Here is a 25,574-nt window from a genome sequence, read left to right as displayed (position 1 = left end):
GCAGCCGCCGCATTGCTATCAGCCGCCGAAGCGACGGGCGATGAAGACGCCGGTGCGGACGGCGTCGTCGCTTTGCGACAGGGGGCTGTCGGCCACGTCGCCCAGGCGACGTTCGTAGTTGAGCAAGGCCCCGGCGCCCCATTTGTCACCGATCGGGACCAGCAGGACCAGGCTGGCGCCCGCGCCCTGAAGCCCGCCGCGGGGGGAATAGGCGCTGATGCCGTTGGCGGCCGCTTCGGCGGTGCTGACGCCATAGTAGGCGTCGGCCAGTTTGGAATCGCCGCCGCGCACATAGGCCGAGGCGTTCAGAAGGCCGACCGACGTCACGCGCTGATGGCCGATCGAGGCGTAGTATTCCGTGCCCTCGCTGACGTCGGACACGTCGCGGCTGATCCGACCGCCGACCACCACATTGCCGGGCAGACGCTTGTAGGCGTAGGCAGCCAGGTCCGCGCCGAAGCCCGGACGATCCAGCGTCAGGCCTTCGATATCATCGGCCGAGAAGCGCGGGCGCAGTTGCAGACCGGCGCGGAAGTCGGCGGTCTTGATCGCGTTCCAGCCCAGGCCGTCGATCGGGTTCAGATAGACCAGGTCGCGATAGTTGGCCGAGACCCACGGGGCGACCGTCGTCTTGGAGCCCGTGTCACCGTTGGAGTCGTTGCGATAAAGGACGCCCGCGCCGAGATCGACGGTCCAGTTCTGGGGGGCGGGCCTGATCTGCTCGTAGGGTTGCGACTGGGCCAGGGCGGAGCCGGCGACAGCGGCGAAGGCGACGGAGAGCAGAAGGGGGCGAAGCATCGGGCGTTTCCATGAATGGCGCCCGAGCGGGGAGGTCAGGCCGGTTCAGAATGCGCAAGCTGGGCCTTTGGCTCCAGCAGCGCCAACGACGCCGTCTCTATGCGACTTTCCAGCAACGCCATCATGGCCCCACGCTTCAGCTGGGCCGGGATCGGCTCAAGAAATTCGAACACGACCGTGCCGGGATAGCGGCGGAAGCCGTGGGCCGGCCAGTGGACGCCGGAGTTGGTGGCGACGGGCCAGCAGGGGCCTTCCAGATCGCGATAGATGGCGGCGACGCCGGGCTTGTAGTCGCCAGGCACGCCCGGATCGTTGCGCGTGCCCTCGGGGAAGATGACGATCTGGCGGCCTTCGGACAGGCGGTCGCGCGCCTGTCGTGTCATGTCCTTCAGCGCCTTGGCGTGGCCCGCGCGATCCACTGCGATCATCTTGGCCTTCCAGGCGAACCAGCCGAAGAAGGGCAGAGGCATCAGCTCCTTTTTCATCACGAAACAGGCGTCGGGCAGGACGGCCAGCAGGGCCACGATGTCCAGCATCCCCTGGTGTTTGGACGCGATCAGGGCGGCGCCGGACGGCGCGTGCTCCAACCCGCGCACCTCGACCTTGACCCCCGCGATCCAGCGCAGGCCGAACAGGACGATCTTCGCCCACAGCTTGCACACGCCCTGCACATAGCGGTGCGGCAGCAGCAGGACCGGCGACAGGCCGATGGCGATGATCGGCATCGACAAATAGAGCCAGGCGGTAAAGATCAGGGAACGCAGGGTGTTCACTTAGGACGCGGCCTTTTCGTCAGGGGCGGTTTCGCTCTCGGCCGGTACGGCGGCGGGCCGGTCGCGGGTGATGCGGCGCACGCCCTCACGGCCCAGGACGGCGAGGTATTTCATATATTCCAGCGTCATCCGACGCGCGGTCACCGCCGCCCGCCACCAGCGCGCATTGTCCAGCGACGGGGTGGAGATGGCGTAGGGCGTCAGTTTCACGCCCGGCAGCTGGCCCCGGATTTCGACCAGCGAACGCGGCATATGATAGTCGGAGGTCACGACGATCAGGCTGCGATAACCCTTGGCGCGGCTCCAGGCGGCGATCTCCTGGGCGTTGCCGACGGTGTCCTCGGCCTCGAAGCCCAGGTCGACGCAGCAGTTGAACAGACGGCTGGAGCCGGGCGTCAGCTCGCGCAGCTCCTGACGGCGCACCTCGCGATTGACGCCGGAGATCAGCACCCGCTCGCCCTTGCCCTGTTCCAGCAGGCGGATGGCGGTGTTGACCCGCTCGGACGACGGACCGGTGAGGGCCACGATGGCGTCGGCGCGGGCGGGGTCGTCGGCCGGCGTCAGTTCGCGCACCCGGTGGGCGAAGGCGAACAGGCCGACCAGCCAGATCAGACCGGCGATGAAGATGACGCTCAACAGTCTCATGCGCCCCCTCCCTCTGTCGGCCGTCCTGAAGCCAGCATTCGCATGGCGGCGAATCTCGCCGCGAGAACCGCAACCGTAGCCGCGAGCAGCGGGCAAGGCGAGAGCAACGCCAGGTCGCTCCAGCTGATCGGCAGGGCCGCCGTCAGGCCGCCCGATCCGCCGATGAACCGCAGGAGGATCAGAAGGACCGCCGCCAGTCCGGCGCCGATCGCGCCCGCGCCGGCCGCCATAAGGCCGAACCGCCGCTGGAACAGCCAGGCGATGGCGCCGTCGGTCGCGCCGTTCAGGCTCAGGGTCTCGATCACGCCTTGACCCGCCGCCAACCCCGCCCGGGTCGCATAGGCGATGGCGGCGGCCGCAGCGAAGGCGACGGCCAGGAAGGCGGCGCCGGCCAGGACCGTGATCATGCCGGCGGACCGCTCGACCTCGCCGCGCCACAGGCTGTGATCGTCCACCGTGGCGTCCAGTCCGGCCTCGGCCAGGGCGCGGCTCAGGGTGACGGCGCTGGCGGGGGCGTCGCGGTTCAACCGCACGGTCACCAGATGGGGCAGGGGCAGATCGGGCAAGACTGCGTCGCCGAGCCAGGGGCGCAGCAGGTCCTCGGCCGCCTTGCGGCTCAGGGCGGCGGCCTCCTCCACCCCATCCACGCCCGACAAGGTCTCGGCCGCGCGCGCGGCGGCGGTGTCGCCGGTTTCCCCGACGCGGGGACGGACCTGCACGGTGGCCTCCGCGCCCAGCTGTCGGGCCCAGCCGTGCGCGGCGCGGTCGGCGGCGGAGGCGGCGACGGCCGCGAGACAGGCCAAAAAGCACAGGACGGCGATGACGGTCATCAGCCACGGCTCGCCGGCCGCGGCGGGCGGCAGCAGGCCGGGCCGGCGGCTGGAGAGGCTGAAGTCGGACAGGCGGATCATGCGGCGGCCCGCGAGGGTTCGCTGAGCCGTCCGGCCTCCAGCCTCAAGACGCGCGCGCCCGACCGCTGGGCCAGGGCCTCGTCATGGCTGGCGATCAGGACGGTGGCCCCCAGCTTGTTCAGCGACTGGAACAGCCGCAGCAGCTTGTCGGCCATCACGGCGTCCACGCTGCCGGTCGGTTCGTCCGCCACGATCAGGCCGGGGCGGGTGATGACGGCTCGGGCGATGGCCAGGCGCTGCTTCTCGCCGCCGGACAGGGCGGGGGGGCGAGCGTCCATCCGGCGACCCAGGCCCACCCATTTCAGCATCTCGCGCACGTCGTCGGCGTACTCGGCCTCGGATCCGCCCGCGAGCCGCAAGGGCAGGGCGACATTGTCGAAGGCCGACAGGTGGTCCAGCAGGCGGAAGTCCTGGAACACCACGCCCATCCGCCGCCGAAAGGCCGGGATGTCGCGACGATCGATGCGCGTGACATCCGATCCGAACAGGCGGAGGGTTCCCGTTCGGGGTTGGTCCGCCAGCGTCAGCAGACGCAGCAGCGAAGACTTTCCGGCCCCGGACGGCCCGGTAAGAAAGTGGAAAGAGCCGCGCGGCAAAATGAGGTTAACGTCCCGCAGCACGTCGGGCGCGCCGACATAGCCGAAGCCGACGCCGGACAGGCGAACGGTCTCGGTCATAGCGGCGGGTTCGGCGGACGAGGACGGCATGGTATGTGTTTCAGGAACAGGGCGCGGCGTCGCGCCTTACGGGAGGGGGCGACAGCCTCGCAGTCAGCCACATGATACTGACCTGCCCCGCCTGCGCCACCAGCTATTTCATTCGTGACGAAGCCATCGGCTCCGAAGGCCGCAAGGTGCGCTGCCAATCGTGCGGCGAAGTCTGGCGCGCGACACCCGACGAGCCGCTGGAACTGACCTTGACGCCCGACCCGGCGGTCGCTGCCGCCGCCACGCCTGCAACCCCGCCCGAACCCGATCCCGCGCCGACCGCGGCCAGCCTGGCCGAAACGCCGGCGCCGGAGTTGCCCCGGGCGTTCCGCGCCCGCGCCGATCGCCAGAAGAAGCTGCGCCGCGCCGCCACCCAGGGCGTGATCTGGGCGGGTCTGGCCAGCGTCTTCATCGGCCTGATCGTTTCGGCCTTCCTGTTCCGCGTCGAGATCGTTCAGGCCTTCCCCCGGGCCGCTTCGGCCTACAAATTCTTCGGCGCGCCGGTCAATCCGGTCGGGTTGGACTTCGAAGCCCTGACGGCCAAGGCTGCGCCGAACCATCCCGGCATGGTCGTGGTGTCCGGCGCCATCCGCAATGTGCGCGACGTCGAGATCGTCTCGCCACCGATTCGCGTGGCCCTGCTGGACGCCGCCGGCGCCGAGGTCGGGTTCAAGATCGTAAAGATCGACGCGGCGCCGGTCCTGCCGGGCAAGGTCCAGGGTTTCGCCGCCCTGATCCCCGATCCGGGCGGCCACGGGGCCGGGATCGGCGTCGACTTCGCGCCGGCCAGCCCTTCGCCTGCCAACCCCCTAGCTGAACACGGCGGACATGATGCGAAGGCCGCGCCCGCGCACGCGACGCAGCCCGCCGCCGAAACCTCTCAAGGACTGCGCTCGGCGACGGCGCCCGGCGCCGAGGCGCCGAACACGGCCGCGCCGATCGACGCGCGACCGGTCGGGGCTGTGGACAAGGGGCATGGTGAGGCGGTATCGGCCTCGCATCATGGCTGATCCCTCCCCGACGCCGACCGTTCTTCTGTCCGAGGCCGAGGTGGCGCGCATCGTCGCCGACCTGGCCCAGCGCATCGCGCCCGTCATCGACGACGATACGGTCGCCGCCGTGCTGCTGACCGGCGGCCTGTGGTTCGCCGCCGACCTGACCCGCGCCCTGTCGCGCGTCGGCCGCAACGTCCGTTTCGACGCCCTGTGGCTGGCCTCCTACGGCGACGAGCAGACCAGCCGGGGCCGGATCGACGTCTACGCGCCGTTCCAGCGCCCGATCGCGGGCCGCCGCGTCCTTATACTGGACGACGTGTTCGACACCGGCCTGTCGCTGGCCGAGGCCGTGCGCATCGCCAAGGACGCCGGCGCGTCCGAAGTGCTGACCTGCGTCTTCGCGAGGAAGCCTTGGCCCAAGCCCCGCGCGCCCGAGCCGGACTTCGTCGGCTGGGAGGCGCCGAACCGCTTTCTGGTTGGCTATGGCCTGGACCACGCCGGGACGCTGAGGGGCCTGCCGGACATCTGCGCCCTGGACTGAGTTCAAGGCGCGGCGACAGCGGGGATAATCCGTCCGGGGCTGAATTTCCGCCCGGTTCGGCGTTGACTCTCCGACACCCTTCCGTATATGTCGCCGCTCTTCGCCGCCGGGGCCCTCTCCGGGGGCGTATCTTTTTTTGCGTTTGCGCTGAGGCTTCAACATGTACGCGGTGATCAAGACCGGCGGCAAGCAGTACCGGGTCCAACCGGGCGACACCATCGTCGTCGAAAAGCTCGACGGCGACGCCGGCGCCGAGCTGAAGTTCGACAGCGTCCTGATGCTGGGCGGCGACAAGGGCGTGACCCTGGGTGCCCCCCTGATCGACGGCGCCTTCGTCGGCGCGACCCTGGTCGAGACCCGCAAGGGTGAGAAGATCAAGATCTTCAAGAAGACCCGTCGCCAGGGCTATCGCCGCACGAACGGCCATCGCCAGATGGAATCGGTCCTGCGCATCACCGGCATCGAAGGCGCCGGCGAGACCGCCAAGTGGGACGGCAAGGTCGATCTGACCACCAAGGCCGAGATCAACCTGCGCGCTCGCAACCTGGCCGCTCGTGACGCCACCTCCTCGCTGGGTTCGACCGAGACGGTCGTGACAGACGTGGACGGCGCCGAGGTCAAGGGCGTCGTGGTCGAGAGCTCGGCTCCCGCCAAGAAGGCTCCGGCTAAGAAGAAGGCCACGCCCAAGGCTGAAGCCGCCGGCGACGAAGCCTAAGACATTCACCGGCGCCTCGGCGCCAGACCTAAGTTACGGACGCGCTCAAGTAGGCCGAAAGGCCGGTAGCGCACCAAGAAAGTACGGAGCGGCAAGATGGCTCACAAGAAATCCGGTGGTTCGTCGCGTAACGGTCGCGACTCTGAGTCGAAGCGCCTTGGCGTGAAGAAGTATGGCGGCGAGCGCGTGCTGGCCGGCAACATCATCGTGCGCCAACGCGGCACCACCTTCCACGCCGGTGAGAACATGGGCATGGGCCGCGACCACACCCTGTTCGCCCTGACGAACGGCGCTGTGAAATTCACCACCAAACGTGGCGGCCGTTGTTACGTGTCGATCCTCGCGGCCAACGACGACGCCGCTCAGGCGATGGCCGCCGAGTAACGCAGTCTGGACCTTCCCGGATCGCGTTGCTCCTGCCAGCAGCCGATCCGGACCAGGGATGATAATCCGCGGGGAGTCTGGATCACCAGGCTCCCTGTTTGCGTTTCCCCGCCTCGAAGACCGTCCGAGCCCTTCAAGGAGATGGTCGACAATCCGAGGCAACGCCCATGTGCGTCATCGAAACCTCTCCTGTCGTCGAGACCCGGCGCCTGATCCTGCGCGCGCCCGCGCCCCAGGATGCGCCGCGCATCGCCGCCCTGGCCAACGACCTGGACATCGCGCGCATGACCAAGCGGATGCCGCATCCGTTCCAGATGCGCGACGCCGACGACTTCGTGCTGCAGGTCGCCTCGCAAGATCCCAGGCGAGCCAACACCTTCGTCATCGACCATGAGGACGTGGGGCCCATCGGCGTCATCGGTCTGTTCGAGGGCGAGGATCGGGTGCCGGAAACCGGCTACTGGATCGGGCGCGAATACTGGGGTCGGGGCTTCGCCACCGAGGCGCTGGACGCCGCCCTGGTCTGGGCCAGCCGCAAGTGGAAGCGCCGGGCGCTGGTCGCCGGACATTTCGCCGACAATCCGGCCTCTGGCCGCGTGCTGGAAAAGGCGGGCTTCCTCTACACCGGCGAGACGCGCCGGGCGTGGAGCCGGGCGCGTCGGGCCGAGGCCGATACGCGCATGATGGTGTGGCTGGCCTGACGGCCAGCCCGCAATGTCAGCCGCCCGCCAGGGCGGGGCCATAGACGGCCGCGACGGCGACGGCGCCCACCACCAGCATGGCGCCCGCGCCGGCGATGAAGGTGGCGATGGTCTTGGACCGGCGACGCCGCATGCCGCCCGCCTTGTATTTGCGGATGATGACCGAAGGCCCTCGCGTAAAGGCCTCGGATCCTATGATATTGTGTTGGGACAAGAAAAAAGCTCCCCGAACTCTCGCACAGAAGCAGCGATCAGTCCGGGGCGCTCGTGGTCAGAAGATGGCGATCCGCGTTACCGGGGTCGCATCTTCGTGAGAAGGGGCGTGCGGGTCACAGGGTGACGGAGACGACTCGACCGCCGCGTGTCTGCACCGACTGCATCAGCACCAAGGGCGCATCGCCCGAGGTGACCGGCACTATCAGGAACCAGCCGCCGTCGGGCAGGCCGTCGAAGCGGAAACGGCCGTTCTCGCACCGCTCGGAGCGGACATAGTTGCGATAGTCGGCGTTGGCGTCGGCGACGGTGCGGGCGCGGACGACGGCGGCAGGCACGGCTGCGCGCTGGGTCGAACCGTACAGGGTGCGAATGCGGGCGCGGGTGTAGGGGGTGTCCGGCGTCAGGCCGACGCTGGCGACGCAATCGAAGGCCTTGCCGTCCCGGGCGAAGGCGATCTGGCCCTGGATGCTGTTGCGACCGGGCATTTGAGACCAGCCGAAATCGGCCTCGTTGAAGGCGGCCGGGCCCCCGTTCGGCAGGCCGCCGCCGGCAGTGGGCGCACAGGCGGAGAGCGCTGCGGCGGTCAGGGCGAGAGCCAGGCCAGGGGCGGCGAACGAACGGATCGACATGGGGCTTCCTCCGGGATTTCGGGGTCGTGGGGGACGACGGCCTCACTATCGCACGACAGGCCGGGCGACTTCCACGCTCAAGATTCCCCCTCTGGACCCGGACCCGACAACGCGCGAAACAGGCCCGACAACGCGCCCAGTCGTCGAGGCGCGACAGCTCGGAAACGCCCCGTATGACCGTCACCTTCGCCGATATCCAAGCCGCGCGCACCCGGATCGCCGGCGCGGTCGACCGCACCCCGACCCGCTATTCCAGAAAGCTGTCGCAGCTGACCGGAGCCGAGGTCTGGGTGAAGTTCGACAATTTGCAATTCACCGGCAGCTTCAAGGAGCGCGGGGCCCTGAACCGGCTGCTGATGCTGAGCCCCGAGGAGATGAAGCGCGGCGTGGTGGCCGCCAGCGCCGGCAACCACGCCCAGGCCCTGGCCTATCACGGCGGACGGCTGGGCGTGCCGGTGACCATCGTGATGCCCGAGGGCACGCCCTTCGCCAAGATCAACGGCACCCGCTCGCACGGGGCGACCGTGGTGATCGAGGGGCTGGACTTCACCGGTTCGACCGAGGCGGCCAAGCGGCTGGAAGCTGAAAAGGGCTATGTCTTCGTCTCGGCCTTCGACGACGAAGGCATCGTGGCGGGTCAGGGCGTCTGCGCGATCGAGCTTCTGGAGGATGCGCCCGAGGTCGAGGCCCTGATCATCCCCATCGGCGGCGGCGGGCTGATCGCGGGCTGCGCCATCGCGGCCAAAGCGATGAAGCCGGACATCAAGGTCTTTGGCGTGGAGGCCGCCCGCTATCCGTCCTTCACCGCCAAACGGGCGGGCAAGCCGCCGGTCTGCACCGGACAGACCATCGCCGAGGGCATCGCCATCAAGGCGGTTGGCGACATTCCCTTCGCCCTGGCCGACCCGCTCGTGGACGAGGTCTTCGTCTGCGAGGAGGCGCATTTCGAACGGGCCGTCGCCACCTATGTCACCTATGAGAAGACGGTGTCCGAAGGCGCGGGCGCCGGCGGTCTGGCGGCCCTTCTGGCCTATCCCGAGCGGTTCGAGGGGATGAAGGTCGGGCTGGAGCTGTGCGGCGGAAACATCGATGCACGGATGCTGGCGGTCGTGTTGAATCGCGAGATGGTCCGTGAGCGGAGATTAATCGTCTATCGCATCCTGGGCGACGACCGGCCGGGCATGTTGTCGGCCATGGCGGCGGTGATCGGCGGCCTGGGCGGCAACATCATCGACGTGGTCCACAACCGTCTGGCGCTGGACGTGCCGGCCAAGGGCGCCGAGTTCGACATCATGGTCGAAACGCGCGATAGCGCCCACGCCGACGAGATCGGCGAGGCCTTGAAGGAACGCGGCTATGAACTTCGGATGGGGTAAGGCGGCGATCGTCGCGGCCTTCTTGCTGTCGGGCTGCGGCCAGGCCGAGCCGGTCGATCCGAACGCGGGCAAGGCCGAGGCGGCCGCCTTCATGGCGAAGAACGCCAAGGAAGAGGGCGTCCAAACCCTGCCGAGCGGCCTGCAATACAAGGTGGTGCAGGCGGGACCGGCCGGCGGCGTCAGCCCGGACCGTAACGACCTGGTCAAGGTCGATTACGAGGGCAAGCTGGTCGACAACAGCGTGTTCGACAGTTCCTTCGCGCGCGGGGCGCCGGCGGTGTTCACGCCCGAGGAGGTGGTCAAGGGCTGGACCGAGGCGCTGCAGAAGATGCGCGTCGGCGACGAATGGCTGCTCTATGTCTCGCCCGAGCTGGGTTATGGCGAGCAGGGCAATCCCAAGATCCCCGCCAACTCGGTGCTGATCTTCCGCTTGAAACTGCTCGACGTGGCCAAGGTGCCCGGCGGCGGATCGGGCGTCGGCACGGCGATGGGGTGACCCTCACGCAATCCGTCGACTCGCTGCGAAGCGGGACCTAGACCTCAAGCGCGCCGCCATTCGCTTAAAACCTGAGGATCGGTCTCGGTCGTCGACTTGGCCAGGGCCGCGAAGTCGTCGGGCGGCGTCATTTGCGACAGGGCCCAGACGGCGGCACTGCGGACGAGGGGCGAGGGGTCGTCCAGCAAGGCCTTCGTCGGGGCGATCAGGGAGGCGTCGTCCGAGTTGCCGACGGCGTAGAGGACGTTCCTGAGGAAGCGGTCGCGGCCGATCCGCTTGACCGGGCTCTTGGTGAACAGGGCGCGGAAGGCGGCGTCGTCCAGCGCCAGCAGGTCGTGCAGGCGCGGGCTTTGAAAAGCCGGGCGGGGCGCCAGCCGGATTTCGCGCGCTTCCTGCGCGAACTTGTTCCAAGGACAGACCGCCAGACAGTCGTCGCAGCCATAGATGCGCGATCCGGTCAGGGTGCGGAACTCCTCGGGCCAGGGACCGGCGAACTCGATGGTCAGGTAGGACAGGCAGCGCCGGGCGTCGAGCTGGAACGGGGCGGGAAAGGCGTTCGTCGGGCAGGCGTCGAGACAGGCGGTGCAGCGGCCGCAGTGTTCGGTCTCGGCCGCGTCGGGCTCGATCTCGGCGGCGGTCAGTATGGTCCCGAGGAACAGCCAGTTGCCGTGGGTGCGGCTGAGCAGATTGGTGTGTTTACCCTGCCAGCCCAGGCCAGCGCGCTGGGCCAGCGGTTTTTCCATCAGGGGGGCGGTGTCGACGAAGACCTTGATGTCCGCGCCGTTGCGCGCCGCGATCTGGCCCGCCAGCTGTTTAAGCCGGCCCTTGATGACCTCGTGGTAGTCGTCGCCGCGCGCATAGACCGAGATGTAGCCGGCCGAACGGTCAGCCAGCTGATCCAGCGGGTTGTTCTCCGGCCCGTAGTTCATGCCCAGGACGATGGCGGTCCGGGCCTCGTCCCACATGGCGGTCGGATGCTGGCGGCGATCCAGCGTCGTCTCCATCCATTCCATGTCGCCATGCCGGCCCTCGTCCACGAAATGACGCAGCCGCTCGCCCGCCGGCCAGGCGTCGGCCGCCGAGGCGAACCGGCAGACATCGAAGCCGAGCTCGGCCGAGCGCTGGCGGATGAAGGTTTTCAGGCGGTCGGACACGGGGCGGGGGATAGCATAGAGCTGCTGCACTCTCGAAATGATAGGCTGCCGCAGCGCCACGACGCTCACTGAATGCGGGTCGCTAGTATGCGCTCGTGAACAAAGGCTAGCTTCGGCATCCAGCGAGCAAGGAAACGACGATGATATGGCAGGAAGCGCTGAAGCTGCTGATTACACTAATCGCGCCGCTGATTGGATTTGCTGGTGCGTGGTTAGCTACAGGGTGGACTCTTAAGCGCTTTTATAAGGAGCGATCGTGGGAGCGAAAGGCCACAGCCTACACCGTAGTTTTTGAAGGGCTACATGACATGCTCGAATGGCATAGCGAGCAGTTTGATGCCGCAATCGTCAGAGAAAAGGTGCCTGCAGACCGGCTCGTGGAGCTCAATGCACGGTATCGAAAAGCTAGAGATGAGGTGCGGCGGCGCATCGCAGCAGAGACGTGGCTTCTTGATGAGGAGGTTGCAGAAGTAATATCGCAGTTGTGGGTCAATCTTCAAAAACAAGAGACGACTTGGGAGGGTCAACTAGACGAGGGTTACGGATACATCGCGAATGCTCAAAAGAAAATAAGAACCATCGCTCGTGCTGATCTAGAGATTGCTAAACGAAGGCGCACCAGTGTTGCGAGTTAGGTGACGAAGGAATTTTAAGCCTGGAAAGCCGGCGTCTGTGGGACTTCAAGAGCCCCTTCACCGCTACGCGGTCCCCCTCCCCACAAGTGGGGAGGAGACGACATCGTCATTCGCGCGATGCAGCCTCACCGTCGAACAGTTCGAGAATTTGAGCCCGAATGTCAGTGGGCCAAGGGGCGATCAGGGCGGTCAGACGGTCGCGATCGCCCGCGAACAGGGCGCGGCTGGCCTCTTCGAAGTCGGGGGCGTCGCCGGCCATCTCGACCATGAAGCCGTAGGCGGCGTCGGTGCGACGGCGGCGTGCATCGTTGTCGGAGCCGGTCTTGCGGGCCTGTTCCACCAGACGGCGCAGGGCGGCCGAGGCGCCGCCCGGCTGGGTCGCCAGCCAGTCCCAGTGACGCGGCAACAGCGTAACCTCGCGCGCGGCGACTCCCAGGCGCGGACGGCCGCGCCTGGGAGTTTGGGCCAAAGCCGGTTCTTGGTCCCGAAGATCCAGGTCGACCGGGCGACCGGTCGCCAGATCGAACACGCGCAGCGCGGCTTGAGGCGAGGCCGCCAGGGCCTTGCGAAAGGCGGTAGCCACTGCGGCGTCCGAGCCTTTGGCGATGCGGCGTGGGCCGTCGAATAGGACCAAATCACGATCTTCGTCACTCATATATTTACCCGGATAAAATTATCTGTCATATTTATACCCGGATAAATAAGAGAGCGCCATGACTCCGACAAATCGCAAGAGCCTGATCGCCGAATATAAGGAGCGCGCGACCATCGCCGGGGTCTATGCCGTGATCTGCAGCGCGACGGGTCAGGCCTGGGTCGGCAAGAGCCGCCACATCGACACCGAGCAGAACGGCCTGTGGTTCGCGCTGCGCCACGGCGGCAGTCCATATCGGTCGCTTCAGGCGGCGTGGAAGGCACACACGCCCGAAGATTTCCGCTTCGAACAGCTTGACCGCCTGCCGGACGACATCTCGGATCTGAGGCGCAAGGACGAACTGGTCAGTCGCGCCAAGCTGTGGATCGCCCGGTTGGGTGCCGAGGCGCTTTAAAAATCCAGATCCGCATACCACCCGGACGGCGGCACGCCAACGAAGCGGTCGGCGAGGAGGGGGCGGAAGCAGGGGCGGGATTTGAGCTTGGAGTACCAGGTCTTCAGACCGGGCCAGGTCTTCCACTGGATTTCGCCGAAATAGTCCAGCACCGACAGGTGGGCGGCGGCGATCAGATCGGCCTGGGACAGGCGGCGGCCGGCCAGCCAGTCGCGCGCGGCGACCAGGTCTTCCAGCATGGCGAGGTGGGATTTCAGCGCGTCGCGCCCGTCGCGCAGGGCGCGGGCTTCGGGCGGGCCCAGCTTGAGCAGCGGTTTTTCCATCCGCTCGTGCAGCAGGACGGCGTCGACCTCGTCCATGAAGCGGCGCTCGAACCAGCCAGTCAGTCGGCGCGCCTCGGCGCGTTCGGCGAGGTCGGCGGGCAGCAGCAGCGGCCCCTTTTGCTGATCCTCGATCCAGCCCAGGATGGCGGGCAGTTCGCACAGCACCAGCGGACGGCCGCGATCCATCGTCTGGATCACCGGCGGCAGGCCGGACGGATTGAAGTCATTGACCGGGCAATCGTCCTCCCACGGACGGACCGGGGTGTCGGTCCATTCGATCCGCGCCTCTCCCAGCGCCAGTCGCGCGGCGCGCGAGGCGGGCTGGAAGGCGAAGTGGAAGAGAACGCAAGGGTCGGCCATCTGCGGTTGATGCGCCCCGACCCGTTAATGCGCGTTTACTGCATTGAAATTGGACGCAAGGTCAGGACCAGGGCCCCTTGGGCGCGGGGCCGGTCGGGGCGGGGCTGGCTTGCGGATCGGCGGGGGCAGCAGCCGGGATCGCGGGCAGCGGACGGGCGTGGCCGCGCGGGTCGGCGTGGATCAGGATGTCGGCGGCGGGATACTGGGCCAGCACCCGGTTCTCGGCGGCGACGACGATGGCGTGGGCGGCGTCCAGCGTCTGGTGCGCGTCCAGATCGACATGCATCTGGATCATCATCACCTGACCGGACATGCGGGTGCGCAGTTGATGCACGCCGAAGACCTGGGGATCGGCCAGGACGGCCTTGGTGATGGCGGCGCGGTCGGCCTCGGGCACGGCGCGGTCCAGCAGGTGATCGGCGGCGGCCTTCAACATGCCCGTCGCGCCCCAGAACAGCCAGACGGCGACGACGATGCCGGCGGCCGCATCCAGTCCCGGCGCGCCCAGGAAGGCCCCCGAAATCACCCCGATCAGCACAACGACGTTTGCGGCCAGGTCGGCGGCGTAATGGGCGCGGTCGCCGGCGACGGCAAGGGAGCCGGTCTTCTTCAGCGTCTGGGTCTGCATCCACACCAGCCAGGCGGTGATGGCGATGGCCGCGACCATGACGCCCGTGGCCCAGACGCCGGAGGTCACGGGACGGGGGTCGAAGATGCGCTGCACCCCCTCCCAGGCGATGAAGAGGGCCGAGGCGAAGACCAGCCCGGCCTGGACCAGGGCGGACAGGGCTTCGCCCTTACCGTGGCCATAGCGGTGGTCCTCGTCAGCTGGGGCGGCGGCCCAGCGCACGGCGAAGAAGGTGGTCAGGGACGCCGCCAGATCCAGCACCGAGTCCGCCAGGGTCGCCAGGATGGAGACCGAGCCGGACGCGCCCAGCGCAAAGGCCTTCATCGCGATCAGCACCACCGCGACCCCGACCGACAGGCGGGTGATGCGGCGGGTGGCCAGATGGGCGTCGTCGAGCGAGGCGGGGGCGGGGGCGGGCGTCGTCATTTTCGGCTTCTTCTCGCGCAAACGTGGCTGAAAGCCAACCGCTGGCCCAAACGGGTCGTTCCGTCAGAAACGATCATGCTCTAGGGGGAAGGCATCCGGGCGCAGCGCGTTCGGGGCGCATTGGTTTTCGAGGGTCTCATGTCGGACTGGCTTGCCGCCATCATTCTGGGTCTGGTCGAGGGGCTGACCGAGTTCATTCCGGTCTCGTCCACCGGCCATATGCTGCTGCTGGGCCACTTCATGGGCTTCGAGAGCGCGGGCAAGACCTTCGAGATCGTGATCCAGCTGGGCGCCCTGCTGGCCATCGTCAGCGTCTATTTCAAAAAGCTGTGGACCCTGGCGACGCGCTGGCCCTTCGACGCCGAGGCGCGGCGGTTCCTGATCGGCCTGCTGGTCGCCTTCGCGCCGGCCGTCGTGATCGGTTTCCTGGCCTATGACTTCATCAAGACCGTGCTGTTCGAGACGCCCCAGGTGGTGTGCATCGCCCTGATCGTCGGTGGGGTGATCCTGCTGCTGCTGGACCGGATGGACAAGAAGCCCCGCTGGCTGGACGCCGAGACCTATCCGATGCGGATTTATTTCCTGATCGGCCTGTTCCAGTGCCTAGCCATGATCCCCGGCGTGTCGCGGTCCGGCGCCACCATCGCCGGCGGGCTGCTGCTGAAGACCGACAAGCGGTCGGCGGCCGAGTTCAGCTTCTTTCTGGCCCTGCCCACCATGGGGGCGGCGGTGGCCTATGACCTGCTGAAGAACCACAAGACGCTGGATTTCAGCGACATCGGCCTGATCGTCGTGGGTTTTGTCGTGGCCTTCCTCTCGGCCCTGGCGGTGGTGCGGTTCCTGCTGGATTTCGTGTCCAGGCGCGGCTTCGGCGTCTTCGCCTGGTGGCGGATCGTGGTGGGGGTCGTGGGTCTGGCGCTGTTGCAGGCGGGGTTCTGAGACCATGACCACGCTGCTGTATGGCCGCCCGCCGGTCGTCTTCGATCCGCCCGGCGATGCAATCCAGACCTCGCCCCTGATCCCCGACTCGGCGGCGCTGGAGGCGCAGGAACCGGGCTCGGCCGACAGCATCATGATCTACGCCCCGCCCGGCGTGCTGGAGCGGCGCTATGTGCTGGCCCTGGCGCTGAAGGCGCTGAAGGTCGGCGGACGGCTGGACGTCATGGCGCTCAAGGACAAGGGCGGATCGCGCCTGGCCAAGGAGTTGAAGGCGTTTGGGGTCGAGGTCGCCGAGACGGCCAAGGCGCACCATCGCCGCTGCATCGTCATTCGGCCCGAAACGGTCGAGGGGCTGGACGAAGCCATCGCCGCGGGCGAGCCGCAGATCGTGCCGGGGTTGGAGGCCTGGTCGCAGCCCGGCGTGTTCGCCTGGGACCGGATCGATCCGGGCTCGGCGCTGCTGGCCGAACATCTGCCGGCGATGAAGGGTGAGGGGATCGACCTGGGCTGCGGCTATGGCGCGCTGTCGATCGTGGTGCTGCGCTCGCCCGCCGTGAGCAAACTGAAGATGGTCGATCTGGATCGCCGCGCCATCCAGGCCGCTCGCCGCAATATCGAGGACGACCGCGCCAAGGTCTGGTGGTCGGACGCCCGCACCCTGGAAGCTAAGGGCGACAAGGATTTCGTGGTCAGCAATCCCCCCTTCCACGACGGCGGGGCCGAGGACCGTCGGCTGGGTCAGGCCTTCATCCGCAAGGCGGCCGAGCTGCTCAAAAAGGGCGGCGTCGCCTGGGTCGTCGCCAACCGGCACCTTCCCTATGAGGCCGAGTTGAACGCGGCGTTCAAGCGGGTGCGGCTGGTCGCCGAGGCGGGTGGCTACAAGCTGTTCGAGGCGGTGAAGTGACCGCGCTCAAGCAGTCCGAAGGGCGGTAGCGCATGAAGAAAGTCCCGACGTCGAGGGTCGATCGTTTGCTGGGCTCGATGGGTTACGGCTCGCGCGCCGAGATGGCGCGGATGGCCAAGGCGGGCGGCATCGTGCTGGACGGGGCGGACCTGACGGACGTGTCCAAACGCATTGCGGTGACGCCGGACCTGCCCACGCGAATGGAGATCGATGGCGAGCCGCTGGACCCCGTGCAAGGGCTGGTGATCCTGCTGAACAAGCCGCTGGGCATGACCTGCTCACACAAGGAAGAGGGGGCGCTGGTCTATGACATCCTGCCGGGACGTTGGCGGGCGCGCGATCCCGCCATCTCGACCATCGGACGGCTGGACAAGCAGACGACGGGCCTGCTGCTGCTGACCGACGACGGGGATCTGCTACACCGGGTGATCAGTCCCAAGCGGCATGTGGCCAAGGTTTACCGGGCGGGTCTGGCGCGGCCTCTAACGGGCACGGAAGGCGCGCTGTTCGCCTCGGGCGAGCTGGTCCTGGAGGGCGAGGACAAACCGCTTGCGCCGGCGGTGCTGGAGGTGGTGTCGCCGACCGAGGCCCTGCTGACGGTGACGGAGGGGCGCTATCATCAGGTGCGCCGGATGTTCGCGGCCGCCGGCAACCACGTCGAGACCCTGCATCGCGAACGGCTGGGCGGACTGGTTCTGCCCGCCGATCTGGCGCCCGGTCAGTGGCGGCTGGCGACGGCGGATGAGGTCGCCTCGATTTTCACGACGCCCGGGAGCCTGGGTTGAAGCTCTTGACGCCTGCGGGATCGGACGCGCAGGTCGAGGGATGACCACCAAGATCAAGATCTGCGGCCTGACCACGCCGGACACGCTGGATGCCGCGCTGGATGCGGGGGCGGATTTCGTCGGCTTCGTGATGGTCAAGGCCAGTCCGCGGTACGCGGGGCCGGCCTTGGCGAAGCGGCTGGTGGATCGGGCGCGCGGCCGAGCGAAAACCGTATTGTTGTTTGCCGACATGGTCGGTCCTGAGATGGACGATCTGGTTCATGATCTTCGGCCCGACATGATCCAGCTGCATGGTCGCGAAACGCCGCTTCAGGTTCGTAACGCACGGGCCGACTGGGAAATTCCAGTGATCAAGGCGGTGGGGGTGGCCGGCGCAGAGGACTTGGTCGGACTGGAAGCGATGGAAGCGTCGGCAGACCACCTGCTGCTGGACGCCAAAGCGCCCAAGGGGGCCTTCTACAGTGGAGGGCATGGGTTGGCTTTCGACTGGACCCTGCTGGCGGACCGGGCGTTTCGCCATCCGTGGTTCCTGGCGGGCGGTCTCAACCCGGACAATGTGGCCGAGGCGCTGAGGATTACGGGCGCGCCCATGGTCGATGTGTCCTCTGGCGTGGAAAGCGCGCCGGGTGTTAAGGACGCCGACCGGATCGCGACCTTCATCCAAAACGCGCGCCGGTCGTAATTGCGACGCCTCTCCGCGTGAAAGTCGAAACCGTGAACGCCCAGACCCCCATCGTGGCCCCCATCCAAGCCGCCGATTCAACCCAGCCGCTGTCGAACGCCTACGCCTGGCCGGACGCGCAGGGTCGCTTCGGTCCGTACGGCGGTCAGTTCGTGGCCGAGACCCTGATGCCGCTGATCCACGAGCTGGATGCGGCTTACAAGGCGGCCAAGGCGGACCCCAGCTTCCAGGCCGAGCTGGACAGCTTTCTGACCCACTATGTCGGTCGCGAAAGCCCGCTGTATTTCGCCGAGCGCCTGACCGAACATTTCGGTGGCGCGCGGATCTGGCTGAAGCGCGAGGACCTGAACCATACGGGCGCGCACAAGATCAACAACTGCATGGGCCAGATCCTGCTGGCCCGCCGCATGGGCAAGACGCGCATCATCGCCGAGACCGGCGCGGGTCAGCACGGCGTCGCCTCGGCGACCGTGTCGGCGCGGTTCGGCCTGCCCTGCACGGTCTATATGGGCGCGGTGGATGTGGAGCGGCAGCAGCCGAACGTGTTCCGCATGCGCCTGTTGGGCTCGGAAGTCTTCTCGGTCACGGCGGGCGCCGCGACCCTTAAGGACGCGATGAACGAGGCGATGCGCGACTGGGTGACCAACGTCTCGGACACCTATTACATCATCGGCACGGCGGCGGGTCCGCACCCCTATCCAGCCATGGTGCGCGATTTCCAGTCGGTGATCGGCAAGGAGATCAAGAGCCAATCGATGGCCCGGATGGGCAAGCTGCCCGAAGCGGTGGTCGCTTGCATCGGCGGTGGCTCGAACGCCATCGGCACCTTCCACCCCTTCATCGAGGACGAGGGCGTGCGGCTGATCGGCGTCGAAGCGGCCGGCCACGGGCTGGATACGCCGGATCACGCGGCCTCGCTGAAGGGCGGGCGGTCGGGCGTGCTGCACGGCAACCGGACGTACCTGCTTCAGGACGAAGACGGCAACATCGTCGAGGGGCACTCGATCTCGGCCGGGCTGGACTATCCGGGCATCGGGCCGGAACACGCCTGGCTGCACGACATCGGCCGGGCCGAATACCGCTCGGCGACGGACAATGAGGCGCTGGAAGCGTTCCAGCTGTGCTCGAAGCTGGAAGGCATCATTCCGGCGCTGGAGCCGGCCCACGCCCTGGCGCGGACGGGCGAAGTGGCGCGCGAAGTCGGCAAGGGCGGCGACGTCGTCCTGCTGATGTCGGGGCGCGGCGACAAGGACATCTTCCAGGTCGCCAAACATCTGGGAGTGAACCTGTGATCCGTAGTCTGTTGGCGGCGACCGCCGTGATGAGTTTGTCCGCTGCGGCCGTGCAGGCCCAGACGCCGGCCCCCGCTGCGCCGCAAGGCGGTCCGGCCGACGTCGGCCTGCTTCCCGGCGCGGAGCTGTCGCCCGATTGCGGGGGGCTGAACAATCTGACGGGGCGAGCCTATTGCGTGACCGCACAGCTGGGCCAGATCGGCGCTCTGGCCGACGCCTATATCGCCGATCTGGAAACCAAGAACTGGCTGGCCGCCGGCGGCGACGACAACCGCGTCGTCTTCATCAAGCGCCGCGAGGCCGGCGGCTGCGACGGCATGCAGATGGTCGCCTTCTACGACACCACAAAGACCGCCGTCGCCGAACTGCTCGGCTATCTGGGCTTCGCCACCATTCCGGGCGACGTTTGCGCGGCTGCCGCGGCCGCGACACCGCCTGCCGCCGCCGGATCGCCGCAACAATGACCACCGCCCGTATCGACGCGCGCTTCAAGGCGCTGAAGGCCGAGGGCCGTGCGGCCTTCATTCCCTATGTGATGGGCGGCGACCCGTCGCGCGAAGAGGCGCTGGCGATCCTGAACGGCCTGCCGGCTGCGGGCGCGGACATCATCGAACTGGGCTTTCCGTTCAGCGATCCGATGGCCGAGGGACCGCCGATTCAGCGGGCGGCGATCCGCGGCATGGCGGCCGGTTTCGGCCTGCGCTCGACCATGGATTTGGCCAAGGAATTCCGTAAGGGCGACGACGCGACGCCCATCGTGCTGATGGGTTATCTGAACCCGATCGAGAGCCTGGGCTATGACGCCTTCGCCGCCTATGCGGCCGACTGCGGCATCGACGGGCTGATCGTGGTGGACTGCCCGCCGGAAGAGGCCGGGCCTCTGATCGAGGCGCTGGACAAGGTTTCGATCTCGCTGATCCGCCTGGCGACGCCGACCTCGGACGACGAGCGGCTAAAGATCGTGGTCCAGGGCACGTCGGGCTTCGTCTATTATGTCGCCGTCGCGGGCGTGACGGGCGTCAAGGAAGCGAACGCGGATGTGGTGGCGCCGGCCGTAGAGCGGGTGCGCAAGGCCTCGGGCCTGCCGGTCGCGGTCGGCTTCGGGGTCAAGACGCCGGAACGGGCCGCCGAAATCGCCCGCGTCGCCGATGCGGTGGTCGTGGGCTCGGCCCTGGTGGACGAGGTGGCGGCGGCGCTGGAGGCGAACGAACCCGTCGCGCCGCGCGTTCTGGCCCGCGTGAAGGCGCTGGGCGACGCGGTTCGATCCGTCGCCGCTAGTGCTTCCGTGGCGGAAACCGTCTAAGAGCGCGCGGATGAACGACAAGACCAAGCCTCAGGAAAAGCGCGGCGGCTGGCTGAGCCGCTTTGCGCCCGGCGTCCGCAAGATCGTGTCGCGCCGCGACACGCCGGACAATCTCTGGGTCAAGGATCCCGACAGCGGCGAGATGCTGTATCGCTCGGACCTGGAGGCCGCCCTTTGGGTGACGCCGTCGGGCCGGCATATGCGCATCGATGCGCCGACCCGCCTGAAGGCCACCTTCGACGGCGGCGTCTTCCAGTCCATCGACACGCCGGACGTGCCGGAAGATCCGTTGAAATTCTCGGACGGCAAATCCTACAAGGATCGCCTGAACGCCGCGCGCAAGGCGGCGGGCCGCAAGGACACCATGGCCATCGGCTATGGTTCGGTCGGCGGTCAGGATGCGGTCGTGATCGTCCAGGACTTCACCTTCATGGGCGGGTCGCTGGGCATGGCGGCGGGCGAGGCCTTCATCAAGGCCGCGCGCGAGGCGGTGAGCCGCAAGGTTCCGCTGGTCTGTTTCACCGCCGCCGGCGGCGCGCGGATGCAGGAGGGCGCCCTGTCGCTGATGCAGATGGCGCGCACCACCCTGGCCATCGAAGAGCTGAAGGACGCCAGACTGCCCTACGCCGTGGTCCTGACGGACCCGACGACGGGCGGGGTGACGGCCTCCTATGCCATGCTGGGCGATGTGCATCTGGCCGAACCGGGCGCCCTGATCGGTTTCGCCGGACCGCGCGTGATCGAGGCGACCATCCGCGAGAAGCTGCCGCCCGGCTTCCAGCGCGCCGAATATCTGCAGGAAAAGGGCATGGTGGACCGGGTCGTGACCCGCGCCGACCTGCCGCGCACCCTGGGTCAGATCCTGTCCATTCTGATGGGCGGAACCCGCGCCGCCGCCTGAGACCGTCTGAAGGGCCAGTCGATCGCGGTCGAGGCCCACAGGCACCACCAAACGATGACCGGCTGAAATAGCAGGCGCGGGCCGTGATAGGCCCAGCCGACACCCGCGCCCGGCGTCATAAAGTTCACGGCATGCTGGATGTTGGCCGGGTAGACGCAGACGGCGTAGGCGGCCAGCGCCCAGCCAGCGGCGACCCGTAGGCGCGGGATCGTCAGACCCGCCGCGCCCAGCAGTTCGGCGATCCCCGTCAGGGCCACGATCAGGGCCGGCTGCGGAACCCACGCCGGCGTGATCCGCACGAAGGGGCCGGGGACCATCAGATGCAGCGCCCCTGCGCCTAGGAAGACGGCCGCGAGGACGAGGCGCGCCGCTGTTCTGATCTGCGGCCTGGAAGTCATGTCGCGGTTCTCGAAATCAGGGGGTAAAGGAGGCGGATGGATCCCGTCTCCGAACGACTACGCGCGCGCCACCCCCAGCGGATCGACCTCTCGCTGGAAAGAATGCGCGTGCTGTGCGCGGCCCTTGGCGATCCGCAGCACAAGCTTCCGCCGGTGATCCATGTGGCGGGCACCAACGGCAAGGGTTCGACCGTGGCCCTGATCCGCGCCATCGCCGAGGCGGCGGGATTGAAGGTGCACGCCTACACCTCGCCCCATCTGGTGCGGTTCAATGAACGGATCCGGCTGGCTGGAACGCTGATCGAGGACGACCATCTGAACGCGATCCTGGACCGGATCGAGGCGGTCATGGCCGAGACGGACAGCGAGGCCACGGTGTTCGAAAGCACGACCGCCGCCGCCTTCCTGGCCATGTCCGAGACGCCCGCCGACCTGGCCATCATCGAAGTGGGTCTGGGCGGGGTGCTGGACGCCACAAACGTGATCGAGCGGCCGCTGCTTAGCGTTATCGCGCCGGTCGATTACGATCATGCGGAGTTCCTTGGCACGGATCTGGCCGCCATCGCCTCGGAAAAGGCGGGTGTGCTGAAGGCTGGAGCGCCGGCCGTGATCGCACGCCAGAAGGAAGAGGCGATGGCCGCCATCGAGCGGCGGGCGATGGACGTCCATGCACGGCTGACCGTGCTGGGGGTCGACTTCGATGCCTGGGCCGAGCGGGGCGGTCTGGCGTTCCAGACGGCCGAACTGTTCATGGACCTGCCGGCGCCGGCCCTGGCAGGCGCGCACCAGATCGACAATGCGGCCCTAGCCGTGGCGGCGGCGGTCGAACTGGACCTGCCCGAGGCTGCGATCGCCGAGGGGCTGAAGCGCGTGCGCTGGCCCGCCCGGCTGCAGAGGATTTCGGCGGGTCCATACGGCGCTGCGGCCAAGGCGGCGGAGGCGGAGCTGTGGCTGGACGGAGGGCACAATCCCCATGCGGCGCGGGCGCTGGCGGCGTTTCTGGCCGAGCGTCAGGCGCGGGCGCCGCGTCCCCTGGCCCTGATCTGCGGCATGTTGAATAACAAGGACGCGGGCGGTTTCTTCGCCGCGCTGAAGGACAGTCAGGCGACGGTGTTCACCGTCGGCTTCGACGGCGCGGCGGCCGAGCCGACGGCCCTGGCGGCCGTGGCGCGCGGGCATGGGCTGGCGGCGACCCCGGCGGGTTCGGTTTCTGAGGCGCTGGATCTGGCGCTGCGTCTGGGCGCCGGCCGCGTGGCGATCTGCGGGTCGCTGTATCTGGCGGGCGAGGTGTTGGGCGCGAGTGAAGAGACTTGGCCGACCTGACGGCCGATCAGGTCAGACGAGGCAGCCACATCCCCATCGTGGCGCCGACGACGCCTAGGCCCATCACGAGGGTCAGCACGATCAATCCTGCGGCGGTCGCGGCCTTACCCAGAGGCGACGGCCGGTCCTGAGCACGCAGATAGAGGATCAGAACCGCCAGCGGTGCGAGATAGCAGCCATAGGCCCAGAACCGCACGAACGGCCCGTTGAAGTCGTCTCCTATCCCGACCGGCCCCTGGTTTATCATGATCCAGGCCAAGAGGCCGACGCGGAAGAACCAGACCCCGCTGACCAGGATGAAGGTCGCCATGGCCCAACGACGGTGCCGGTCGATCCGGCGCGCGGCGGCATGACGCCAAGCCATGACGGCGGCGACCAGGATCAGCACGCCGTTGATGCTGATACCGACGCGCATGGCGTCGCCGCCGGCCGTGCCGCGCGTCCAGACCATATAGAGGCCAGCCAGGCTGATCAGGATCGCCGTGACGATATAGGTCCGCCCCATCCACCGATGCAGCTGCAGAGCGCGGGCGCGAAGCTGCGGTATCAGTTGTAACGGCCCGCCGATGGTGATGATCGCCGCCATCAGCAGGTGGGCTGCAAGGACCAGATTGCCGATCAAGCCGCCCGCGACGTAGCCGCCGACCAGGACGTCGTTCCATCGCTCCGGCTGGCGCGCCACGGCCGCCGCACCATAGAAGCCGAGGATATAGACGACGAACATGGCCTGACCGGCCACGGCGGTGGCGAACCAGAAGATCCCTGCCGCCTTCAAATGCGCGCGCCGCCCGTCTCGCCGGGCGGTCTTCGTCGTTGTGGATCATCGTCGTCATTCGAACACCCGCTCTTGTATGGCGGCGATATCGGGACGAACCTCCGCAGCCCATGACCGCGACGATCACAAAACAGGACTTTCGGCTTCAGACGGTGGCCACCGTCTCGGCCGGCTATGTGCGCAACCTGTTCGACTATGCGGCGTCGGTGGGTGTCGATGCCGAGGGGCTGGCCGAGCGCTGTGGCATCCGGCCGGCGGACCTGGACGATCCCGATGCGCGCGTGCCGATGACCCAATATGTAGCGCTGATGCAGGCCGCCAAGGCGCAGAGCGGCGCGGCGGCGTTCGCGCTGGACCTGGGCGCAGCGCAGGATTTCCGCGAGTTCTCGGTGGTGGGGTTGATCTGCTATTCGGCCGCCACGATGGGCGAGGCCCTGGGCGAGTTGAACCGCTTCGGGCGCCTGGTCGCCGATGTCGATCTGGCGCTGCCGGGTGGCCGGTTCGAGATCACGCCGCGCGCGGACGGCCTGTGGCTGATGGATCGGCGCGCCGATCCCGTCGCCTTTCCCGAGCTGACCGAGGCGACCTGGTCTCGCTTCATCGCCGAGACCCGCCGCCATTTCCCCGATGCGCCTTTCGCCCTTGAGGCCCATGTGCCCCATGAAGCACCGGCGCATGCCGATGATTATCGGCGCGTACTGGGCGTGTCGACGACCTTTGGATCCGCGCTGAACGGCATCCGCATCGACCCGTCGTGGCTGTCGATCCCGCTGCACAATCCCAGCCGCTACGCCTTCGGGGTGTTGAGTGAACGGGCCAGCCAGTTGCTGGCCGGCCTGGAGACCGCCCGCACCCTGCGCGGTCGGGTCGAGGCTCTGCTGATCCCGATCCTGCACCGGGGGGACATCGGCATGGTCGAGGTGGCGCGTCAGCTGGGGGTCAGCCGCGCGACCCTCTATCGTCGACTGGCCGAGAAGGGGACGGGGTTCGACGCCGTGGTCGACGACCTGCGCCACCGCATGGCGCTGCACTACCTTCATGGCCAGAAGGTCTCGGTGAACGAGACGGCCTATCTGGTCGGATTTTCAGAACCCAGCGCCTTCTCCCGCGCCTTCAAGCGCTGGACGGGGGCGAGCCCGGCAACGCGCGCGGTCGGTTCTGATCAGGCGCTATTTGCTCATCCACGGGCGCGACTTGCCGGCCGCGATCCGCGCATTCTGCTCACGCTGGAAACGGCCGCCGCGCGGGGCCTGGGGACGGGCGTCGAGCTTAGCGTTCTTCAGGCGCAGGGCCTTCTGGACCGGCGTCTCGCCGGGGATGTCGTCAGCCGGGTTCGGGGTGTCTTCGTCGCTCATGGCGCCACCCTAGCATGAAAAACGCCCGCCGGTCGGACCGGCGGGCGCTTGATCTGACTTGGTCGAGAAAGCTCAGGCCTTGACGCCGGCCTCGGCCAGCCATTCGACGATCTTGCCCTTGGGCATGGCGCCGACCTTCATCGACGCCATCTGGCCGTCCTTGAACAGCATCAGGGTCGGAATGCCCTTCACGCCCAGCTTGGACGGGGTCATGGGGCTGTCGTCGATGTTGATCTTGGCCACGGTGACCTGACCGCCCAATTCGTCTGCGATCTGTTCCAGCGCCGGGCCGATTTGTTTGCAGGGGCCGCACCATTCGGCCCAGAAGTCGACCAGGACAGGGGTCGAGGATTTCAGGACGTCGGCGTCAAAGCTCTCGTCGGTAACTTTTACAGTCGCCATGAATGGCTCCTTGGGCGCTATCGCTCGGCGCGCGGCGCCTCGCTGCATGAGCG

The 25,574-nt window shown here is 67.7% G+C and carries 33 protein-coding genes and 1 pseudogene; 19 read left to right on the top strand and 15 right to left on the bottom strand.

Annotated elements, in window-relative coordinates; translation table 11 throughout:
- Positions 1 to 18 precede the first annotated feature (18 nt).
- The 5 genes from BVE01S_RS12155 to BVE01S_RS12135 are packed head-to-tail and all read right to left on the bottom strand — an operon-like array spanning position 19 to position 3,804.
- Entirely contained in the window at positions 19 to 798 is a 780-nt protein-coding gene (locus BVE01S_RS12155; RefSeq protein WP_066627938.1) for a MipA/OmpV family protein, read from the bottom strand.
- A gap of 35 nt (positions 799 to 833) precedes the next feature.
- Positions 834 to 1,571 (bottom strand): lysophospholipid acyltransferase family protein, encoded by a 738-nt coding sequence (locus tag BVE01S_RS12150; RefSeq protein WP_066552743.1) that lies wholly within the window; start codon positions 1,569 to 1,571, stop codon positions 834 to 836.
- Positions 1,572 to 2,216: a YdcF family protein gene (locus BVE01S_RS12145; RefSeq protein ID WP_066627937.1), complete on the bottom strand. Its 645-nt coding sequence runs from the start codon at positions 2,214 to 2,216 to the stop codon at positions 1,572 to 1,574. It lies immediately after the preceding gene.
- A complete protein-coding gene (locus tag BVE01S_RS12140) occupies positions 2,213 to 3,127 on the bottom strand; it encodes a cell division protein FtsX (protein ID WP_084375396.1) in 915 nt (304 codons plus the stop codon). Before BVE01S_RS12140 ends, BVE01S_RS12145 begins: the two co-directional genes overlap by 4 nt.
- Positions 3,124 to 3,804: a cell division ATP-binding protein FtsE gene (locus BVE01S_RS12135; RefSeq protein ID WP_240612145.1), complete on the bottom strand. Its 681-nt coding sequence runs from the start codon at positions 3,802 to 3,804 to the stop codon at positions 3,124 to 3,126. The genes BVE01S_RS12140 and BVE01S_RS12135 overlap by 4 nt, the downstream gene beginning before the upstream one ends.
- 101 nt (positions 3,805 to 3,905) lie before the next feature.
- On the opposite strand from BVE01S_RS12135, the gene BVE01S_RS12130 reads away from it, so the two are divergent.
- The 5 genes from BVE01S_RS12130 to BVE01S_RS12110 all read left to right on the top strand — a co-directional run bounded on the left by BVE01S_RS12130 (position 3,906) and on the right by BVE01S_RS12110 (position 7,170).
- Complete coding sequence (locus BVE01S_RS12130) at positions 3,906 to 4,844, top strand: MJ0042-type zinc finger domain-containing protein (RefSeq protein WP_066627934.1); 939 nt, start codon at positions 3,906 to 3,908, stop codon at positions 4,842 to 4,844.
- Positions 4,837 to 5,370: a phosphoribosyltransferase gene (locus tag BVE01S_RS12125; RefSeq protein ID WP_055754434.1), complete on the top strand. Its 534-nt coding sequence runs from the start codon at positions 4,837 to 4,839 to the stop codon at positions 5,368 to 5,370. Before BVE01S_RS12130 ends, BVE01S_RS12125 begins: the two co-directional genes overlap by 8 nt.
- A gap of 160 nt (positions 5,371 to 5,530) precedes the next feature.
- The gene (gene rplU / locus BVE01S_RS12120; protein ID WP_066627931.1) at positions 5,531 to 6,085 is read left to right on the top strand and encodes a 50S ribosomal protein L21; all 555 of its coding nucleotides are present in this window, start codon (positions 5,531 to 5,533) and stop codon (positions 6,083 to 6,085) included.
- A gap of 96 nt (positions 6,086 to 6,181) precedes the next feature.
- Positions 6,182 to 6,469, top strand: a complete 288-nt coding sequence (gene rpmA / locus BVE01S_RS12115) for a 50S ribosomal protein L27 (RefSeq protein WP_039244031.1) — start codon at positions 6,182 to 6,184, stop codon at positions 6,467 to 6,469.
- Between the two features lie 167 nt (positions 6,470 to 6,636).
- Positions 6,637 to 7,170 (top strand): GNAT family N-acetyltransferase, encoded by a 534-nt coding sequence (locus BVE01S_RS12110; protein WP_045810625.1) that lies wholly within the window; start codon positions 6,637 to 6,639, stop codon positions 7,168 to 7,170.
- 16 nt (positions 7,171 to 7,186) lie between these two features.
- Here the strand turns inward: BVE01S_RS12110 and BVE01S_RS12105 are convergent, their stop codons facing one another.
- Entirely contained in the window at positions 7,187 to 7,384 is a 198-nt protein-coding gene (locus BVE01S_RS12105; RefSeq protein ID WP_039244035.1) for a hypothetical protein, read from the bottom strand.
- A 115-nt stretch (positions 7,385 to 7,499) separates the two neighbouring features.
- Entirely contained in the window at positions 7,500 to 8,015 is a 516-nt protein-coding gene (locus tag BVE01S_RS12100; RefSeq protein ID WP_055807750.1) for a hypothetical protein, read from the bottom strand.
- A gap of 173 nt (positions 8,016 to 8,188) precedes the next feature.
- On the opposite strand from BVE01S_RS12100, the gene BVE01S_RS12095 reads away from it, so the two are divergent.
- Together BVE01S_RS12095 and bamJ are read left to right on the top strand one after the other, a co-directional pair.
- Positions 8,189 to 9,391, top strand: coding sequence for a threonine ammonia-lyase (locus tag BVE01S_RS12095; RefSeq protein ID WP_066627928.1), 1,203 nt, complete (start codon positions 8,189 to 8,191; stop codon positions 9,389 to 9,391).
- Positions 9,372 to 9,887 (top strand): BamJ family beta-barrel-assembly machinery protein, encoded by a 516-nt coding sequence (gene bamJ, locus BVE01S_RS12090; RefSeq protein WP_066627925.1) that lies wholly within the window; start codon positions 9,372 to 9,374, stop codon positions 9,885 to 9,887. Before BVE01S_RS12095 ends, bamJ begins: the two co-directional genes overlap by 20 nt.
- 44 nt (positions 9,888 to 9,931) lie before the next feature.
- Here the strand turns inward: bamJ and queG are convergent, their stop codons facing one another.
- Entirely contained in the window at positions 9,932 to 11,041 is a 1,110-nt protein-coding gene (gene queG / locus BVE01S_RS12085; RefSeq protein WP_066627923.1) for a tRNA epoxyqueuosine(34) reductase QueG, read from the bottom strand.
- A gap of 140 nt (positions 11,042 to 11,181) precedes the next feature.
- On the opposite strand from queG, the gene BVE01S_RS16830 reads away from it, so the two are divergent.
- Positions 11,182 to 11,676, top strand: coding sequence for a hypothetical protein (locus BVE01S_RS16830; RefSeq protein WP_088582407.1), 495 nt, complete (start codon positions 11,182 to 11,184; stop codon positions 11,674 to 11,676).
- A 106-nt stretch (positions 11,677 to 11,782) separates the two neighbouring features.
- Here the strand turns inward: BVE01S_RS16830 and BVE01S_RS12080 are convergent, their stop codons facing one another.
- Positions 11,783 to 12,331 (bottom strand): DUF2239 family protein, encoded by a 549-nt coding sequence (locus tag BVE01S_RS12080; RefSeq protein WP_066627921.1) that lies wholly within the window; start codon positions 12,329 to 12,331, stop codon positions 11,783 to 11,785.
- A 58-nt stretch (positions 12,332 to 12,389) separates the two neighbouring features.
- Between BVE01S_RS12080 and BVE01S_RS12075 the strand changes: the two genes are divergently transcribed.
- Positions 12,390 to 12,725 carry a GIY-YIG nuclease family protein gene (locus BVE01S_RS12075; protein ID WP_066627919.1) on the top strand — a complete coding sequence of 112 codons (336 nt, stop codon included), beginning with the start codon at positions 12,390 to 12,392 and terminating at the stop codon, positions 12,723 to 12,725.
- Here the strand turns inward: BVE01S_RS12075 and fzlA are convergent.
- Positions 12,722 to 13,408 carry an FtsZ-binding protein FzlA gene (gene fzlA / locus BVE01S_RS12070; RefSeq protein ID WP_066627916.1) on the bottom strand — a complete coding sequence of 229 codons (687 nt, stop codon included), beginning with the start codon at positions 13,406 to 13,408 and terminating at the stop codon, positions 12,722 to 12,724. The two genes, BVE01S_RS12075 and fzlA, sit on opposite strands and share 4 nt — an antisense overlap.
- A gap of 61 nt (positions 13,409 to 13,469) precedes the next feature.
- A complete protein-coding gene (locus BVE01S_RS12065; RefSeq protein ID WP_066627987.1) occupies positions 13,470 to 14,462 on the bottom strand; it encodes a cation diffusion facilitator family transporter in 993 nt (330 codons plus the stop codon).
- A 138-nt stretch (positions 14,463 to 14,600) separates the two neighbouring features.
- Between BVE01S_RS12065 and BVE01S_RS12060 the strand changes: the two genes are divergently transcribed.
- The 8 genes from BVE01S_RS12060 to accD all read left to right on the top strand — a co-directional run bounded on the left by BVE01S_RS12060 (position 14,601) and on the right by accD (position 21,268).
- Positions 14,601 to 15,401, top strand: a complete 801-nt coding sequence (locus BVE01S_RS12060) for an undecaprenyl-diphosphate phosphatase (protein ID WP_066627975.1) — start codon at positions 14,601 to 14,603, stop codon at positions 15,399 to 15,401.
- Between the two features lie 4 nt (positions 15,402 to 15,405).
- A complete protein-coding gene (locus tag BVE01S_RS12055) occupies positions 15,406 to 16,305 on the top strand; it encodes a class I SAM-dependent methyltransferase (RefSeq protein WP_066627913.1) in 900 nt (299 codons plus the stop codon).
- Between the two features lie 32 nt (positions 16,306 to 16,337).
- Entirely contained in the window at positions 16,338 to 17,090 is a 753-nt protein-coding gene (locus BVE01S_RS12050; protein ID WP_066627910.1) for a pseudouridine synthase, read from the top strand.
- Between the two features lie 40 nt (positions 17,091 to 17,130).
- Positions 17,131 to 17,772, top strand: a complete 642-nt coding sequence (locus BVE01S_RS12045) for a phosphoribosylanthranilate isomerase (protein WP_066627907.1) — start codon at positions 17,131 to 17,133, stop codon at positions 17,770 to 17,772.
- An 89-nt stretch (positions 17,773 to 17,861) separates the two neighbouring features.
- Positions 17,862 to 19,064 (top strand): tryptophan synthase subunit beta, encoded by a 1,203-nt coding sequence (gene trpB / locus BVE01S_RS12040; RefSeq protein ID WP_169802122.1) that lies wholly within the window; start codon positions 17,862 to 17,864, stop codon positions 19,062 to 19,064.
- On the top strand, positions 19,061 to 19,528 hold the full coding sequence (locus BVE01S_RS12035) for a hypothetical protein (RefSeq protein ID WP_066627904.1): 468 nt from the start codon (positions 19,061 to 19,063) through the stop codon (positions 19,526 to 19,528). The genes trpB and BVE01S_RS12035 overlap by 4 nt, the downstream gene beginning before the upstream one ends.
- Positions 19,525 to 20,367 (top strand): tryptophan synthase subunit alpha, encoded by an 843-nt coding sequence (trpA, locus tag BVE01S_RS12030; protein ID WP_066627901.1) that lies wholly within the window; start codon positions 19,525 to 19,527, stop codon positions 20,365 to 20,367. Before BVE01S_RS12035 ends, trpA begins: the two co-directional genes overlap by 4 nt.
- 10 nt (positions 20,368 to 20,377) lie before the next feature.
- On the top strand, positions 20,378 to 21,268 hold the full coding sequence (gene accD, locus BVE01S_RS12025; RefSeq protein ID WP_066627899.1) for an acetyl-CoA carboxylase, carboxyltransferase subunit beta: 891 nt from the start codon (positions 20,378 to 20,380) through the stop codon (positions 21,266 to 21,268).
- Here the strand turns inward: accD and BVE01S_RS12020 are convergent.
- On the bottom strand, positions 21,223 to 21,666 hold the full coding sequence (locus BVE01S_RS12020) for a DoxX family protein (RefSeq protein ID WP_066627896.1): 444 nt from the start codon (positions 21,664 to 21,666) through the stop codon (positions 21,223 to 21,225). The two genes, accD and BVE01S_RS12020, sit on opposite strands and share 46 nt — an antisense overlap.
- A gap of 36 nt (positions 21,667 to 21,702) precedes the next feature.
- Here BVE01S_RS12020 and BVE01S_RS12015 point away from each other — a divergent pair, with 36 nt between their 5' ends.
- Positions 21,703 to 22,989: a bifunctional folylpolyglutamate synthase/dihydrofolate synthase gene (locus BVE01S_RS12015; protein WP_066627894.1), complete on the top strand. Its 1,287-nt coding sequence runs from the start codon at positions 21,703 to 21,705 to the stop codon at positions 22,987 to 22,989.
- Positions 22,990 to 22,996: 7 nt separating this feature from the next.
- On the opposite strand, the gene BVE01S_RS12010 is transcribed toward BVE01S_RS12015, so the two are convergent.
- Positions 22,997 to 23,764, bottom strand: a complete 768-nt coding sequence (locus BVE01S_RS12010; RefSeq protein WP_066627892.1) for a DUF2306 domain-containing protein — start codon at positions 23,762 to 23,764, stop codon at positions 22,997 to 22,999.
- A gap of 110 nt (positions 23,765 to 23,874) precedes the next feature.
- Between BVE01S_RS12010 and BVE01S_RS12005 the strand changes: the two are divergent.
- A pseudogene (locus BVE01S_RS12005) lies at positions 23,875 to 24,894 on the top strand (AraC family transcriptional regulator); the annotation flags it as partial.
- Between the two features lie 39 nt (positions 24,895 to 24,933).
- On the opposite strand, the gene BVE01S_RS17290 reads toward BVE01S_RS12005, so the two are convergent.
- Together BVE01S_RS17290 and trxA are read right to left on the bottom strand one after the other, a co-directional pair.
- Positions 24,934 to 25,119 (bottom strand): hypothetical protein, encoded by a 186-nt coding sequence (locus tag BVE01S_RS17290; protein WP_084375398.1) that lies wholly within the window; start codon positions 25,117 to 25,119, stop codon positions 24,934 to 24,936.
- A gap of 72 nt (positions 25,120 to 25,191) precedes the next feature.
- Positions 25,192 to 25,521, bottom strand: a complete 330-nt coding sequence (gene trxA / locus BVE01S_RS12000) for a thioredoxin (protein WP_017506226.1) — start codon at positions 25,519 to 25,521, stop codon at positions 25,192 to 25,194.
- Between the last annotated feature and the right edge of the window lie 53 nt (positions 25,522 to 25,574).

Origin of the sequence: Brevundimonas vesicularis NBRC 12165 (assembly GCF_001592205.1) — a bacterium.
Lineage (GTDB): Bacteria > Pseudomonadota > Alphaproteobacteria > Caulobacterales > Caulobacteraceae > Brevundimonas > Brevundimonas vesicularis.
Note: the sequence above shows the minus strand (reverse complement) of the source record. Positions and strands in the feature narration are given on the sequence as shown.

What these genes read in the sequence shown, in the direction of transcription:
- BVE01S_RS12155 (WP_066627938.1), bottom strand. Translation starts at nt 798, where the DNA reads ATGCTTCGCCCCCTTCTGCTCTCCGTCGCCTTCGCCGCTGTCGCCGGC.
- BVE01S_RS12145 (WP_066627937.1), bottom strand. Translation starts at nt 2,216, where the DNA reads ATGAGACTGTTGAGCGTCATCTTCATCGCCGGTCTGATCTGGCTGGTC.
- BVE01S_RS12140 (WP_084375396.1), bottom strand. Translation starts at nt 3,127, where the DNA reads ATGATCCGCCTGTCCGACTTCAGCCTCTCCAGCCGCCGGCCCGGCCTG.
- BVE01S_RS12135 (WP_240612145.1), bottom strand. Translation starts at nt 3,804, where the DNA reads ATGACCGAGACCGTTCGCCTGTCCGGCGTCGGCTTCGGCTATGTCGGC.
- BVE01S_RS12130 (WP_066627934.1), top strand. Translation starts at nt 3,906, where the DNA reads ATGATACTGACCTGCCCCGCCTGCGCCACCAGCTATTTCATTCGTGAC.
- BVE01S_RS12125 (WP_055754434.1), top strand. Translation starts at nt 4,837, where the DNA reads ATGGCTGATCCCTCCCCGACGCCGACCGTTCTTCTGTCCGAGGCCGAG.
- rplU (WP_066627931.1), top strand. Translation starts at nt 5,531, where the DNA reads ATGTACGCGGTGATCAAGACCGGCGGCAAGCAGTACCGGGTCCAACCG.
- rpmA (WP_039244031.1), top strand. Translation starts at nt 6,182, where the DNA reads ATGGCTCACAAGAAATCCGGTGGTTCGTCGCGTAACGGTCGCGACTCT.
- BVE01S_RS12110 (WP_045810625.1), top strand. Translation starts at nt 6,637, where the DNA reads ATGTGCGTCATCGAAACCTCTCCTGTCGTCGAGACCCGGCGCCTGATC.
- BVE01S_RS12100 (WP_055807750.1), bottom strand. Translation starts at nt 8,015, where the DNA reads ATGTCGATCCGTTCGTTCGCCGCCCCTGGCCTGGCTCTCGCCCTGACC.
- BVE01S_RS12095 (WP_066627928.1), top strand. Translation starts at nt 8,189, where the DNA reads ATGACCGTCACCTTCGCCGATATCCAAGCCGCGCGCACCCGGATCGCC.
- bamJ (WP_066627925.1), top strand. Translation starts at nt 9,372, where the DNA reads ATGAACTTCGGATGGGGTAAGGCGGCGATCGTCGCGGCCTTCTTGCTG.
- BVE01S_RS16830 (WP_088582407.1), top strand. Translation starts at nt 11,182, where the DNA reads ATGATATGGCAGGAAGCGCTGAAGCTGCTGATTACACTAATCGCGCCG.
- BVE01S_RS12080 (WP_066627921.1), bottom strand. Translation starts at nt 12,331, where the DNA reads ATGAGTGACGAAGATCGTGATTTGGTCCTATTCGACGGCCCACGCCGC.
- BVE01S_RS12075 (WP_066627919.1), top strand. Translation starts at nt 12,390, where the DNA reads ATGACTCCGACAAATCGCAAGAGCCTGATCGCCGAATATAAGGAGCGC.
- fzlA (WP_066627916.1), bottom strand. Translation starts at nt 13,408, where the DNA reads ATGGCCGACCCTTGCGTTCTCTTCCACTTCGCCTTCCAGCCCGCCTCG.
- BVE01S_RS12065 (WP_066627987.1), bottom strand. Translation starts at nt 14,462, where the DNA reads ATGACGACGCCCGCCCCCGCCCCCGCCTCGCTCGACGACGCCCATCTG.
- BVE01S_RS12060 (WP_066627975.1), top strand. Translation starts at nt 14,601, where the DNA reads ATGTCGGACTGGCTTGCCGCCATCATTCTGGGTCTGGTCGAGGGGCTG.
- BVE01S_RS12055 (WP_066627913.1), top strand. Translation starts at nt 15,406, where the DNA reads ATGACCACGCTGCTGTATGGCCGCCCGCCGGTCGTCTTCGATCCGCCC.
- BVE01S_RS12050 (WP_066627910.1), top strand. Translation starts at nt 16,338, where the DNA reads ATGAAGAAAGTCCCGACGTCGAGGGTCGATCGTTTGCTGGGCTCGATG.
- BVE01S_RS12045 (WP_066627907.1), top strand. Translation starts at nt 17,131, where the DNA reads ATGACCACCAAGATCAAGATCTGCGGCCTGACCACGCCGGACACGCTG.
- trpA (WP_066627901.1), top strand. Translation starts at nt 19,525, where the DNA reads ATGACCACCGCCCGTATCGACGCGCGCTTCAAGGCGCTGAAGGCCGAG.
- accD (WP_066627899.1), top strand. Translation starts at nt 20,378, where the DNA reads ATGAACGACAAGACCAAGCCTCAGGAAAAGCGCGGCGGCTGGCTGAGC.
- BVE01S_RS12020 (WP_066627896.1), bottom strand. Translation starts at nt 21,666, where the DNA reads ATGACTTCCAGGCCGCAGATCAGAACAGCGGCGCGCCTCGTCCTCGCG.
- BVE01S_RS12015 (WP_066627894.1), top strand. Translation starts at nt 21,703, where the DNA reads ATGGATCCCGTCTCCGAACGACTACGCGCGCGCCACCCCCAGCGGATC.
- BVE01S_RS17290 (WP_084375398.1), bottom strand. Translation starts at nt 25,119, where the DNA reads ATGAGCGACGAAGACACCCCGAACCCGGCTGACGACATCCCCGGCGAG.
- trxA (WP_017506226.1), bottom strand. Translation starts at nt 25,521, where the DNA reads ATGGCGACTGTAAAAGTTACCGACGAGAGCTTTGACGCCGACGTCCTG.